The following is a 13,329-nucleotide window of genomic DNA, read 5'->3' on the forward strand; positions in this document are numbered from 1 at the left end:
TAAAACGCATAAATAGCTGCCGGTTTTTAGGCAGGCCAAAAAGATAGCGGAGCCGCAATCGTCGGTTCGGTCAGTCGTCCTGGAGTCGTCCGTTGATCACGTCCGCGACGCGCTGGCGGTCGAACAGCCGCTCCGCCTCGGGGATCTCCGGATATGACCCGTCGACGTAGCTCGGCCACTCGCCGAACTCCTCGGGATAGAGCTGTTTCGCGGTCATCTCCAGCTGGAAGAGGTTCAGGATCGGCCCCTGATAGCGCGCGCCCTGCACGTAGACGCGCTCGTTCTCGACCGCGGAAATCTTGCTTCCGACGGAGTGGTCTTCGAGGCGCTGCCGGATGCCCGCCATGTCGGTGTCGGGGTGCATCCCGCCGAGCGCGAAGATCACGTCGGGGTCGGCCTCCAGCAACCCCTCCATGTCGATCTGGCTGCCGGAACTGACGTCCTCGCCGAGGGCGCCGCGGGCTCCCAGCGGTCTGACGTGCGCCGCGAGGAACCCCGGCACGTCGGTCTTGTACACCCACGGGTTCTCGACGTCGGTCAGTCCGGCCATCAGCGCCGTGGGCCGCTCGGCCGTCGGGGGCAGGTTCGATTCGATCGTCTCGCGGACCGCCGCGTGCTCCTCCGCGAGCGCCTCGTATCGGTCGCCCGCACGAAACACCTGCGCGACCCGCTCGAACATCTCCCACAGGTCGTAGTAGCGATAGCGATCGGCGTACTCGTCCGGCGGTGAGAGGTGCCTGTTGCTGTAGTGGTTCCCGAACCACGGTCCGATGTTCTCGCGCACCTCCTCGACGTCGGCCGCGTTCCAGCTCCCGAGCGAGCGCACGCTCGCCGGGTCGGCGAGGTGGACGTCGCTGTCCAGTTCGTAGAGCCGCTCCTTGGTCGGCTCCCACGAGGAGTACAGCCCCGACCAGTCGAGTTCGACACCGGGCAGTCGCGGCGTGAACTGGTTCCACAGCGCGTCGTAGTAGTCCGGGGCGTGCATCGCGTTCACGTCGTTCCCGCGACCGACCGCGAAGGCCATCCCCGCGAGGTGGGTCAGCCGCGTGAAGATCGTCTCGGGCACCCCTTCGAAGGTGACCTCGCCCATCGGCGCCATCTCCACCGTGTAGGGCCCGCCGTCGGTCGGCGTCGGCGAATCCGTCGCCGCCGGCGTCTCACCGTCTCCGGGCGTGGGCGTCGGCGTGGCCGTCGGCGTCGGTGACGCGGAGTCGGTCTCGCCGCCGTCCACACCGTCGGTCGAGGTAGTCTGGTCTCCGCGGCCGGTACAGCCGGCGAGCAGCCCGCCGCCGAGGACCGCACTGTACTTCAGGTAGTCTCTGCGGCTCGGTTCGTCGTTCGTCTCGGTCTCGTGGTCGCTCATGATTCGATGGCTCCGTCGACGATGTCGCGCACGCGCTGGCGGTCGAACAGGCGATGCTCCTCGGCGATTTTGGGGAATCGCTCGGCGTCGAACCCGCCGAACTCGTCGGGATACAGCTGCTGGGCGACGAGTTCGGTCTGGAGCAGGTTCACCAGCGGGCCCTGCGAGCCGAACGCGCCCGGGTAGACGCGCCCCTCCCGGACGGCGGTCAGCTGACTCCCCACCGAGTCGGCTTCGAGCGGCGCGACGTAGCGCTCGCGGAACGCCTCGGCGGAAAAGCTCGTCGAGTCCCCAGTCGTCCCGATCCCCCAGTGGACGACGAGGATATCGGGGTCGACTTCCAGCAGTTGCTCGTAGTCGATCGTCCCGCCCTCGACGAGGTCCGCCGAGAACGCGCTGCCCACGTCGAGGTCGCGATACGGCTTCATCTCGACGCCCTCGACCTGGGTGTGCATGGGGTAGAACGTCCCCTCGTTCGGGTCCGACGCGCTGTTGATCAGCCCGATCTCGGGGCGCTCGTCGGCCGGGGGGAGCCGGGACTGGACTTCCTCCTGCACGGACGCGTGGACCGCGGCGAGCGCCTCGTAGCGCTCGCGCTCCCCGAAGAGGTCGGCGAGGCGGTCGAGCGCCTCGTACAGCGTGTACAGCCGGTAGTCGTGCCACTCGCGGCGCCGCAGGACGTTGTTCCCGAAGAAGGGGGCGACGTTCTCGCGTACCTCCGCGGTGTCGGACTCGTCCCAGGAGTCGTCCCACCCCGTCTTGTGCATGTAGTTCGGGTCCATCAGGATGACGTCCGGATCCAGCTCGTAGAACCGCTCTTTGTCCCAGTCCGTCGTCGAGAGGCTCGTCGTCTCGTCTTCCGGGGGAACGTCGAGCCCGAACGGCTCGAAGAGGAACCCGGGGATCATGTTCGCCCCGGTCAGGAACCCGTCCCGCTGGCCGAGCGCGAACGCCATGTCCGCCCACTCGCCGTTGTTGACGACGTACGTCTCCGGGACCTCCTCGAACGTGCGGCAGCCGACCGGTTCGATACACGCCTCGTACCCGCCGCCGGCGTTCGTCGCGGTCCGCGCGTCCGTTTCGCCCGTAGCGCTCGTCGTACCGTCGTCCGCCGAGTCGTCCGTCTCCGCGGCCGTCGGCGAGCCCGTGGCGGTCCCGGACTCGGTGGCGGCCCTCGTCTCCGTACCGCCATCGCTCGTACAGCCGGCGACGAGACTGCCAGCGATGACGGCGCTCCCCTGCTTGAGATACCGCCGCCGCGTCCGTTCGGTCCCGGTTTCGGACTCGCCGTCGCCATCTTCGTCCGCGGTGTCGCTCATTGCTCGCCCTCCCCGGACTCGTCGACCCCCTCGGTGACGATCCGCGCGAGTTCGTCGCGGTCGAACAACCGATCTTCGGTGAACTCCTCGGGGAAGTACGCCTTCGCGTAGCGCTCGATCATGAAGAGGTTGTGCAGCGGCCCGGCGTAGATCGGCCCGCCGCGGAACACCCGCTCCTCCTGGACCGCGGTCAGCTGACTGCCGAGCTCGTGGTCGCGCAAGTAGTCGAGGACCGAGGCCTCGAACTCCTCGCGGGTCTTCCCCTCCTCGTGGTACCGCAACAGCAGGGAGTCGGGGTCGACTTCCAGCATGGTCTCGTAGTCGATAGTGCCGGTGTCGCTCGTCGAGAGACCGTCGACGCCGGTGTCGGCGAACGCGTCGGCGATGCCCAGCGTGCGGAAGTGCTCCTTGTTGGCGCCGTTACCGGACAGTCGGTACGGACTGAACTCCTCGGGCTCTTCCCCGGCGAACACGAGCGCGGCGTTCGGCCGGTCGTCGGGCGCCGGCAACCGCGACTGGACCGTCGCGACGAGGTCGTCGTGCATCGCCCGGATCGCCTCGAAGCGCTCGCGCTCCTGGACGATCGCGGCTACCTTCTCGAAGGCTTCGTACAGGGAGTAGTACCGGTAGTCGTGCCACTCGTCGGTCCGCCGGAAGACGACGTTCCCGACGAACGGCGCGACGTTCTCTCGAACTTCTTCGAGGTCCGACTGGCTCCAGGCCTGGAACCAGTCCGTCAGCGCGTGCGGGTCGATCAGGTGCAGGTCGGCGTCCATCTCGTAGAAGGGCTCCTTGGGGACGCCGTCCGCCCAGAGCTGGGTCAGCCCGTCTAGGTCCATCGAGACGCCGTCGAGCTCCTCGTAGTGGAGCGTCTTGTAGCGTCCACGGTACCAGATCGACTCGACCGCGTCGCCGTGACCGAGCGCGACCAGCATGTCGATGTAGTCCGCGGTGAACGGCGCGATCGACTGTGGAACGGCGTCGAACTCGACCGTCCCCACCGGCTCCATCGTCACCGAGTAGCCGCCATCGCCCGACCGGTTCGACGTCTCCGCCGCCGTTTCGGCCGGTGTCGGCGTCTCCGTCGGTGTCACAGCGTCCCTGGTCGCCGGGTCGCTCTCCGTCGAAGCAGGCGTCTCTTCCGGCGTGGCCCCGGCGTCGCCCTCGCTCGAACACCCGGCGACCAGTCCGGCCGCCGCGAGCGCGCCGCCGTAGGTCAGGAACGTTCGTCGCGTCGGCGCCTCGCCGTCGGTAGTACTGTCGTCTCCCATGGTCAGAACTCTCCCGTGATGACGTCGGCGACCTTCTGGCGGTCGAACAGCCGCTCTGCCTCCGCGATCTCGGGGTACGGTTCGCCGTCGACGTACCCCGGCCACTCGCCGAAGGCGTCGGGGTAGAGCTGCTTGGCGGTCATCTCCAGTTGAAAGAGGTTGAGGATCGGACCCTGTCGGCGCGCACCCTGAGCGTAGACGTTCCCTTCTTCGACGGCGGTGATCTCGCTCGCTACTTCGTCGTCCGCCAACTTCGTCCGGATCTCCGCGAGGTCGTGGTACTGCGCCATCGGACCGAGGACGAGCAGCACGTCCGGGTCCGCTTCGAGGAGCGTCTCGTAGTCGAGCGTGACGTTCCGGCCGTCGTCGCCGTATCCCTCACCGACGGCGTCGGCCAGCGCGTCGGTGACTCCCATCGGACGCGTGTGCGCGGCGTAATAGCCCGGATGGTTCAGCTTGTAGCCCCACGCCTTCGCGTCCGACGACGAGAACAACACCAGCGCTGCGTCCGGCCGCTCGCTCTCCGGCGGTAGGCCCGCCTCGATGGTCTCCCTCATCGATTCACGGACGGAGGCGAGCGCCTCGTAGCGCGCCCCCTCCTGAAACACCTGGGCCACCTTGCCGAAGATCTCCCAGAGCGTGTAGTACTCGTAGCTGTCGGCCCACCCCTCCGGGGGCGTCTTGTTCGTGCCGCTGAGGGTGTTCCCGAACCAGGGGCCGACGCCCTCCTCGATCTCCTCGATGTCGCCGTCGTCCCACCCCTCGGCCGTCGCGACTTTTGCCGGGTCCGCGACGTGAACGTCGCTGTCGAGTTCGTACAGCTTCTCCTTCGTCGGCGGCCACGAGGAGTACAGCCCCTCCCAGTCCACCGAAACTCCGTCGAGGCGGGCCAGGAACTTCCGATACAGCGACTGATGGTATTCGGGGGCGTGCATCGCGTTGATCGCGTCGCCGCGCCCGAGCGCCAGCAGCATGTCCGTGTGATGGCCAAGAATCGTGAACACGTCCTGGGGCACGCCCTCGAACGTGACGTCGCCCATCGGCGCCATCGTCACCGAGTAGCTCGGACCGTCGGAGGGAGCCGTCTGCGACCCCGCCGCAGTCTCCGACGCGGTCGGTGTCGCCGTCGCCGGAGCCGTCTCGGGCTGCGTCGACGTGCTCTCCGAGTCGGTTCCCGCGGGTGACTCGCCCGCTTCGCCGTCCGTACAGCCGGCCAGGAGTCCGCCACCCACGAGCGCTCCACCGTACTTCACGCACTCTCTGCGCGTCGGTTCACCCTCCGCGTCGGCATCGCGTGCCATGGGTTTCGGCTAGCCTAAAACGTATAAAGAGCTTCCGAATTTTAGGCTAACCAAAAACACTGATAATACGCGAGTATTTCGTCTGCGTTGTCGACCGTGCACTCGCGAGAAACCGTGAGAGACGGGACGGACCGCGGCCGTGCGCTGTAGGGAGCAACGCCGCGCGGCGCGTTCACCGACCGATCGAGCCCGCTGCTGTCGCTATCGCGGCGCTCCGCAGCGCGGGCACATCGGCGGTCCGCTCTCGGGGAGTTCGAGGCCGCAGTGGGGGCACTCGCCGTCGACATCCGGCGTGGTCAGTTCCTCGATAGCCACCGCTGTGGTCTCGCGGACGGCGCCGAGCGACCCGATCGCTGTGCCGTCCGGAGACTCGCCGCTGTGATCGTCGCCCCCGCAGCGGACAGCGACGCCGAAGCTGGCGCGTTCGGCGACGAAGCGCTCCTCGTCTCCGGTGAGATCCGCGAGTCGGTCGGTCGGTAGCGACGCGTCCGGGTCGGCCTCACCGAGCAGTCCGAGGGCTTCGGCGGCGCGGCCCCGAACGAACGAATTGGAGTCCCCGAGGCGCGAGCCGAACTCGTCTACCGCGTCGGTCAGGCGGTCCGGATACGAACAGCCCACGGCGACCAGTGCTGTCGAGAGGTGGTACCTGACGAGTTCGTTGTCGTCGTCCAGCCGCTCGGCCAGCCGCGGGACCTGGTGGCGGAGGCGACCCGGGTCGCCGAGGGCGACGAACTCGATCGCCTTGGCGAGTTTCTCCTTGACCTCCGGCTCGTCGAACTCCAGGCCGACCCGGAGGTCGGCGAGCAGTTCCGGCGAGGCGACGGCGTCGGGGTGTTCGAGCGCGACGTACCCGAGCGCTTCGGCCGACCGGGCGCGCACGTAGTAGAACTCGTCGCCGTCGGCGAGGCGGTCGGCGAGCGCTTCGACGACGGGAACGACGGCGTCGGGGTCGGACTCCGCGACCGCGACGAACAGCTTCGCGGTCGCGAGCCGAACCGCGCGTTCGTCGTCGGTCAGGAACGGCACGACGGCCGGGAGCAACTGACCCGTCGAACCCGGTCGTTTCTCCGCGAGCGTGCGAAGCGACCGGATCGCTTCGCTGCGGTCGGCGGCCGATGCGTCCCCGAGGCGTTCCAGCGCGGACCGCGCCTCCCCGGACGACTCTGCCTCGACGAGTTCGACGACGCGTTCCGGTACCGGCGAGTTGTCTCCCATCTGTGGAGGATTCTACCCGGCTCGTCTCATCGATTCTATAAATCGCTTGCGTTCAACAGAACCCGCTCGTCGCGGCGGATCTCGTGGGCGTCCGATCCAGCTACTTGCCGATTTGATATAGCGACATGTGGTTTACTAGCACGAAACGATCGGGGGCATTCGTCGCTTTCAATTGGTCAGAATGGGGTCAAGGGGCCGAGATCGGCGCTCACTCGGCGAATTCGGCGACCGAGTCGAAGGAGTCGTCGGCGAGCGCGGCAGCGAGGGCAGGAACGTCGATCTCGTCGACGTGGCTGGGGTACTTGCGGGCGAAGTAGCCGACGAGGTTCTCCACGTCGCGTTCGAGCAGTTCGCGCGCGTTGTCGTGGTCGGTCGGCACCGCCTGGGGCCAGTCGAAGACGACCACACCCTGCTCGGTGACGAAGACGTTGTACTCGCTCATGTCGGCGTGGACGTACCCCTCGGCGTACGCCGTCGCCATCTCGTCGAGGATCAGTTCCATCACGGGGACGACCTGCTCGTCGGTGAGCTTCGTCCGCGAGAGCTCGACGCCGTCGACCTTCTCCATCACGAGCGCGTGGCGGTTCTGGTCGACGGGTTGGGGGACGGACACGTCGGGGTAGAGCGACTCCAGAGCCTCGTGCTCGCGCTCGGCGGCTTTGCGCGCGGTATACTGCCAGGAGACGTGGCCGCGGTCGGCGGTGTAGTCGCGCTCTTTCATCACTTCCCGGAAGTTGGTGTACCCTTCGCGGTGGTACTTCAGGGCGAGCGGGCGATACGAACGGACCTCGTACACGTCGCTCTCCTTGCCGACGCCGAGGGGGGCGCCGACGCCGTCGAAGGTCTCCCGTTCGGCGAAGGTGTGGAGCGCGAGCGCGTCGTACCCCTCGAACGTGAGTTTGAACCCCTCGTACTGGATGGTCTTTCGCTCGACCAGGCCGCGGTCCTCGCAGCGGTCCAGCCGGTAGTCGACGTCCTCCGCCGAGAGGCGGGTGAACTCGGGTAGCTTCTCGCGGTCGACGTACTCCGAGAAGCGCATCCCCTGTTCGACCCCCGAGAGGAGATAGAAGTCCTCGGGTTCGAGGTCGGCTATCACAGATGCCACGTTCTGGACCATTACTCGTCCATACTCCGTCGATAGGGAAAAGCCCGACGCGTTGGGTGACGAGTGGTGATAAACTACTTACCGCGATATCGAATCGGTCTCTATCGGCCACTCCGGGAGCCGAGTCGATCCGCGAACGCAGTCGGACCGACCGTCGAGCCGGCGGCTCCCAGTTCACGCGTTCGATTCCGCAGTTTCTGCCGCGCTCTCGGCCGATTGAAGAGCACCCGCTGGAGAACAAGTGGGATGAGACGACGGGATACGGACCGGAACTAGCGCGTCGCGCGGTTCCCGAAGCCCGCCGGGCCGCGCGGTCGCGCGTCGGTCGGGCGGTTCACTCGTTGGCGACGGCTTCGACCGCGGCCATGGCTTCGGCCTCGTCGGGGTCTTCGCCGAGCCACTCGTCGGCCCACGACTCGATGGCGTCGAAGACCGGACAGAGCGACTCGCCCTTGGCGGTCAGCGAATAGAAGGTCGCGACCGGTGCGTCCTCTTCGAGCCGTCGGTCGACCAGGTCGAGCTCCTGCAGGTCGTCGAGGACGCGCGAGAGGGTGCGCGAGCTCGCGCCCGTCGATCGCTTGAGCTCGTTGAACCGCTTCTCGTCGCCCTGCAGGTCGTAGAGGACGACCAGGCGCCACTGGGAACCGATCTGGTCGAGCGAGTCGACCACCGGGCACGCCTCGGGGTTCGCCGCGTCCGCATTCGTTGCCATGGACACCGCTACTGCGGGCAACTACTTAGGTGGTTCGTTAACGAACCGGGTATCGAAGTGAAACCAGGTTCTACTTCTACCCGCGTTCGCGCTTCCCCATTTGACTTCCCGATCGGTTCCGTGCCTGCGAGAAGACGCTGTCCCGGTAACACCGACGTCTCCCGGTGACACTGATGTCAGATAACGTATATGTGTGGCGGGGTCGTACGCGGTATCGATGTCAGAGACACGGATTTCAGAGGGAAACGAACCAGACGAACGACCGAACGGGGCGGCGCGAACCGTGGTGACGGCCTGATGGTCGCCGAGACGGTCGTGGGCGAGATCGCCTTCTTGCTCGCGCGGGTCCTGTTCGGCGGCGTGCTCGCGTTCATGGGGTTCAACCACTTCTCGGGCGTCGAGGGAACGGCCGGGTACGCCGAGATGAAGGGCGTTCCGGCACCGACGTTTTCGGTCGTCGCCTCGGGCGTGTTGCTCGTCCTCGGCGGACTGGGTATCGCGCTCGGAATCGCGCCCGTTATCGCCGCGGGCGCGATAGCGACCTTCCTGCTGGCGTCGGCGGTTGCGATGCACGACTTCTGGGCTGTCCCCGACGAACAGGCCCAGGACGAGATGACGCAGTTCCTGAAGAACGTCACGATGGCTGGCGGCGCGCTTGCGTTCCTGGCGATCGGTGGACAAGCATGGCCCTACGCGGTCGGGGTCAGCGTCTTCTGACGGTCACTGCGCGGTGACGCGGTCGATTATCTCCTCGGCGGTGTCCCAGCAGCCGCGCAGTCGGTCGCTCGGCAGGTAGATGGCGCCGTAGCCGTCGCCGCTGCGGCGGATCAGGCCCTTTTCCGTGAGAACGTCGAGGTGGTGGCGGACCGTCTTGTAGTCGAGGTCGAGCGCGTCGGCGAGCTGATTGGCGTTGCGCGGTCGCTCCTCGAGCGCCCGGAGAATGCGCGCTCGGTTGGGACCGCCTCGCGTCCCGGCCAGCACTTGCCAGAGTGTTCCTTCCATCGTCGGGAGCGCCGCGGGGTCTGTCCCCCGTGTCGTGTTCGGTCGTCAAGGACTCTCCGGTCTTAAACCCCGGGGCGCCGGCGACCGCACGGGAGCGGATCGCGGGCCACCGGGGGCCGTCGCGTGACGTCTCAGCCGTCACTGCACGGCGTCTTCACCGTGGGACCGCGACCGGCGCTTCTGTCTGATCCCGAACGCGGCGACGCAGAGAGTGACGAGCAGGTTGAGGGCGCCGAACACGGGCAGGTCGCTACCGAACACACTCGACAGCCACGCGTTCGACCCCGCCGCATCGTCGGCGCCCGGGCCTCCGTCGTCCGCGGGTGCGACGGCGTCGCGGTCGTCGGTCCCGCGGTCTCCGGTAGTAGTGAGATCCGTCCGTGACTCGTCGGCGGACGATTCCCCCGGCGCTGGCCCGTTCGCGGCGGCGAGCCGTTCGAGCACGTCGATATCGCGGTCCATCCGGTCGGCGTCGAGCGCGGACTGCTCGGCGCGGAAGTACTCGAGGAAGCGATCAATCCGGTCGTCGTAGGGCTCGGAGACGCCGAGGGCGACCGACCCCTGCTCCCACTGTTCGTCGTACTCGCGGTACTCTATCGGCTCCTCGACCGCGGTCGCGCCTGCCTCGCCGTCGGCGCGTTCGTGGGCCATCCAGTTGCGCACGAGCGTACCGTACTCGCTGAGCGCGACCGCCTTGCGCACCCCCGTCGACCCGTAGTACGGCGCTTCCCGCGATTCGAAGGACACGTTACGGACCACCTGCCGGGCGCCCCCGCCGGGGTCCTCGTAGCTCGCGACGAGCCCCAGGGTGGGGTCATCGCCGGTCCGCTTGACCTCCAGCAGGACGACGCCGCCCTCGGTCTTGTTCCCCTCGCGCCGTGAGGGGAACAGGGTGGTGACCTCCATCAGTTCGGCGCTGGCGGCGTCCGCCTGGGGCGATCCGTAGACGTTCTCGATCTCGTAGCCGTCGCCGGCGACTCGCAGCGAGAGGTTGTGAACCAGCGGCGTCACCATGTACGAGAACCCCTCGTCCATGCGCTCCTCGAACTGGGCGGGGGAATGGACTGCGTAGTAGTTCGCCCCCCGAACGGTCGAGATGGTCTCGGTCAGTCGGGAGTTGAAGTCGACGCCGACACCGACGAACGTGGTGTGGATCCCCCGGTTCGCATGCGAGCGGAGCCGCGACTCCAGCGAGTCGCCGCTCGTGTCGCCGAGGTTCGGCATCGCGTCGGTGACGTAGACGACGCGCGTCTCGCGCTCGCTGTCGTTCCCGTGCTCGGCGAGCATATCGCGGGCCTCGCTCATCCCGGCGTCGAGGTTCGTCCCGCCCCCGGCAGTGAGCCCCCGCACGTCGCTCCGCAGATCACCGCGGTCGATCTCGGAGACGCGCCGGAGGCCCTGGACAGTCCGCGCGCTGTCGTCGTAATCGACGACGCCCACGCGGTCGTCGCCGTTCAGTTTGCCGAGCATCGAGACGACGGCGTCCCCGGCGGCGTCCATCTTGGCCTGGTTCTCCTCGACTTTCGTCTCCTCGCCGCCGTCGTAGTGGTACTCGTCGAACTGGCTCTCCATCGACCCGGAGGTGTCGACGACGACCACGAGATTGAGCGGCTTGCGCTGGAAGTCGCGCTTCGAGATCCCGGAGTTGAGGCCGACGGTGACGAACCGCTCCGTGTCGTTCGAGAGCGGGTCGCGCGTCACGGCCGTGCTGTAGGACGGGCAGAACAGTCGCTCGCACGGCCGGTCCTGGCCGGTATCGAAGTAGTAGTCGTGGAACAGCCCCTCGTAGGTGAGGTCCGTGGGTTGCGGGACGTACCCCTCCTCGACGTTCGTGCGGAAGGCGTTGGCGTCCTGCGCGCCGCCGGCGCTGACGCCGATGTTCCCGCTCCCGCCGTCGCCGCCGCCCATCGCGCCGCTGGCCCCGTCGCCGCCGTCCCCGACCGCCACGTCGGCGCTCCCTCCGCTGCTCGAACAGCCGGCGAGGACGAGAAGCGCGACCACTGCCACTGTGAGTATCGCCTGTCGCATACTCCCGTATCGTTCACGTTGGGTTATATGTCGGCTGATGGATCAAAGACGCGTTTCACCGTTCAGAAGCCGTCTGTCGACAAATTCTGTAAGGGAGTTCGTCGATCGTGGTCATCGGTACCAGAAGACACTCGTCGACCGAATCGAGGCGGCGAGACGTCCGGCGAGAACCGTCGTTGGCGGCATGCTCGTCACGACGGACGACGAGGATGCGTGCCCGGGGGCGGGAGTGCGGTCGGTGTCGAGGGCGGATCAGGAGTTCACGGCAATTCAGCGGTCGACGTCGCCCATGATCGGGTCGAGGCTGCCGATAGTGGCGATCAGGTCAGGGACGAACTCGCCGCGGGCGATCTCCGGGAGGACGGAGACGTGCGAGAACGAGGGGCCGCGGATCTTGAACCGGGCCGGCTTGTCAGTGCCGTCCGCGCGGATGTAGATGCCGAGCTCGCCCTTCGCCGACTCGACGGCGCGATAGAGTTCGGTGTCGGGGTCGGGGCGGAGCGTGCGAGGGACGTTCGCCTGGACGGTCCGCTCCTCGTCGGGCCAGGTCTCCAGGAGGTCGACGCACTGCTCGACGATGCGGGCCGACTGTTCCAGTTCGCGCAGGCGCACGAGCACGCGCGCGTAGTTGTCGCAGCCGTCCTCGGTGACGACGTCCCAGTCGAGTTTGGGGTAGTAGCCGTACGGGTCGTCTCGCCGGAGATCGTAGTCGATGCCCGACCCGCGGGCGACCGGGCCGGTACAGCCGTACTCCCTGGCGGTCTCCGGCGACAGTTCCCCGGTGTCGACGGTCCGGATCTGGAAGATCTCGTTGCTCGTCAGCAGGTCGTGGTACTCGGCGAGTTTGGCGGGGAGGCCGTCGACGAAGGCGCGGACGGACTCGAAGAACGCCGCGCGGGGTTCGGGCAGATCCCAGGCGATGCCGCCGAGGCGGAAGTAGTTGAACATGAGGCGCTGGCCGGTCAGGTCCTCCAGGATGTCCTGGACGATCTCGCGGTCGCGGATGCCGTACTGGAAGGCGGCGGTGAACTCGCCAACCACGTCGAGGGCGTAGGTGGCGACGGCGAGGAAGTGCCCGAGCATCCGCGAGAGCTCGGCGCTCATCGTCCGGATGACCTGAGCGTACTCGGGCACGTCGATGTCCGCCAGATCCTCGGCGACGCGGGCGTAGGCCCACTCGTTGCAGAGGCCGGCGCCGCTCCAGTCCCAGCGGTCGGGGTAGGGCATGATCTGGTGGCGGTAGGTGCCCTGCTGGCACATCTGCTCCTCGCAGCGGTGGATGTAGCCGATGTCGGGGGTCACCTCGGCGACGTGCTCGCCGTCGAGGGTGACGCCGAGGTGGAGCACGCCGTGGGTCGCCGGGTGGTGAGGCCCCATGTTGACGAACAGCGTGTCGCCGTCCTGATGGTCGTCGGCCAGCGGGTTCTCGTGTTCCCGGAAGGTCACGATCTGTGGCTCGGTGTCGTCGTCGTCCGGGTCCAGCGGGTGGCCCTGCCACGTCTCGGGCAGGAGTATCCGCCGGAGGTCGGGGTGGTCGTCGTACTCGATCCCCACCAGGTCGTAGGCCTCGCGCTCGTGCCAGTCGGCGGCCGGGTACACCGGCGCGGCGCTCTCGCTGACCGGGTCGGCGGCTGGGACGGGGACGACGACGGAGAGTTCACGCGTCGGGTCGTCGTAGCTCCGGAGGTGGTAGATCGACTCGTAGCGGTCGCCGTAGGCCTGGCCGGTGACGCAGGCGCAGTGGTCGAAGCCCGCTTCCTCGCGGAGGGCGGCGAGGACCGCTTGCACCCGGTCGGCCCGGACGACCAGCGCGGGGGCGTTGCGGTGCTGTTCGGTGTCGGTCACGGCGTCGTCGGGAACGACGGCGAGGGCGGCGTCGAGCGGTGATTCTCGGGACGGTGTGGCCTCGTCCGCGTCCGTTCCTACCTGTCGCTGCTGGGCCATACGCGGACTTCGCGCGGTCCGACAATCGCCGTTGGGCCTCACGAGTGGGCGGGATTTAAGTCAGCGCGC

The 13,329-nt window shown here is 67.6% G+C and carries 11 protein-coding genes; 1 reads left to right on the top strand and 10 read right to left on the bottom strand.

Annotated features, from left to right (window positions below):
* Window positions 1-70: 70 nt before the first annotated feature.
* The 7 genes from ACMGFH_RS20000 to ACMGFH_RS20030 form a co-directional block, all read right to left on the bottom strand.
* The gene (locus ACMGFH_RS20000; RefSeq protein WP_415380372.1) at window positions 71-1,363 is read right to left on the bottom strand and encodes an ABC transporter substrate-binding protein; all 1,293 of its coding nucleotides are present in this window, start codon (window positions 1,361-1,363) and stop codon (window positions 71-73) included.
* On the bottom strand, window positions 1,360-2,682 hold the full coding sequence (locus ACMGFH_RS20005; protein ID WP_415380373.1) for an ABC transporter substrate-binding protein: 1,323 nt from the start codon (window positions 2,680-2,682) through the stop codon (window positions 1,360-1,362). The genes ACMGFH_RS20000 and ACMGFH_RS20005 overlap by 4 nt, the downstream gene beginning before the upstream one ends.
* Window positions 2,679-3,953: an ABC transporter substrate-binding protein gene (locus ACMGFH_RS20010; protein WP_415380374.1), complete on the bottom strand. Its 1,275-nt coding sequence runs from the start codon at window positions 3,951-3,953 to the stop codon at window positions 2,679-2,681. Before ACMGFH_RS20010 ends, ACMGFH_RS20005 begins: the two co-directional genes overlap by 4 nt.
* A 2-nt stretch (window positions 3,954-3,955) precedes the next feature.
* Window positions 3,956-4,993: an ABC transporter substrate-binding protein gene (locus ACMGFH_RS20015; protein WP_415383285.1), complete on the bottom strand. Its 1,038-nt coding sequence runs from the start codon at window positions 4,991-4,993 to the stop codon at window positions 3,956-3,958.
* 462 nt (window positions 4,994-5,455) lie between these two features.
* Complete coding sequence (locus ACMGFH_RS20020; RefSeq protein ID WP_415380375.1) at window positions 5,456-6,469, bottom strand: HEAT repeat domain-containing protein; 1,014 nt, start codon at window positions 6,467-6,469, stop codon at window positions 5,456-5,458.
* A gap of 208 nt (window positions 6,470-6,677) precedes the next feature.
* On the bottom strand, window positions 6,678-7,586 hold the full coding sequence (locus tag ACMGFH_RS20025) for an RIO1 family regulatory kinase/ATPase (RefSeq protein ID WP_415380376.1): 909 nt from the start codon (window positions 7,584-7,586) through the stop codon (window positions 6,678-6,680).
* Window positions 7,587-7,908: 322 nt separating this feature from the next.
* On the bottom strand, window positions 7,909-8,286 hold the full coding sequence (locus ACMGFH_RS20030; protein ID WP_415380377.1) for a winged helix-turn-helix transcriptional regulator: 378 nt from the start codon (window positions 8,284-8,286) through the stop codon (window positions 7,909-7,911).
* Window positions 8,287-8,583: 297 nt separating this feature from the next.
* On the opposite strand from ACMGFH_RS20030, the gene ACMGFH_RS20035 reads away from it, so the two are divergent.
* Entirely contained in the window at window positions 8,584-9,003 is a 420-nt protein-coding gene (locus tag ACMGFH_RS20035) for a DoxX family protein (RefSeq protein WP_415380378.1), read from the top strand.
* A 3-nt stretch (window positions 9,004-9,006) separates the two neighbouring features.
* Here ACMGFH_RS20035 and ACMGFH_RS20040 read toward each other — a convergent pair whose 3' ends face one another.
* The 3 genes from ACMGFH_RS20040 to ACMGFH_RS20050 form a co-directional block, all read right to left on the bottom strand.
* Window positions 9,007-9,288, bottom strand: a complete 282-nt coding sequence (locus ACMGFH_RS20040) for a winged helix-turn-helix domain-containing protein (RefSeq protein ID WP_415380379.1) — start codon at window positions 9,286-9,288, stop codon at window positions 9,007-9,009.
* Between the two features lie 138 nt (window positions 9,289-9,426).
* Entirely contained in the window at window positions 9,427-11,316 is a 1,890-nt protein-coding gene (locus ACMGFH_RS20045; RefSeq protein ID WP_415380380.1) for a vWA domain-containing protein, read from the bottom strand.
* Between the two features lie 270 nt (window positions 11,317-11,586).
* Window positions 11,587-13,260 (bottom strand): NADH-quinone oxidoreductase subunit D, encoded by a 1,674-nt coding sequence (locus ACMGFH_RS20050; protein ID WP_415380381.1) that lies wholly within the window; start codon window positions 13,258-13,260, stop codon window positions 11,587-11,589.
* Window positions 13,261-13,329: the final 69 nt, after the last annotated feature.

This window comes from Halosimplex rarum, assembly GCF_047715405.1.
Taxonomy (GTDB): Archaea; Halobacteriota; Halobacteria; order Halobacteriales; family Haloarculaceae; genus Halosimplex; species Halosimplex rarum.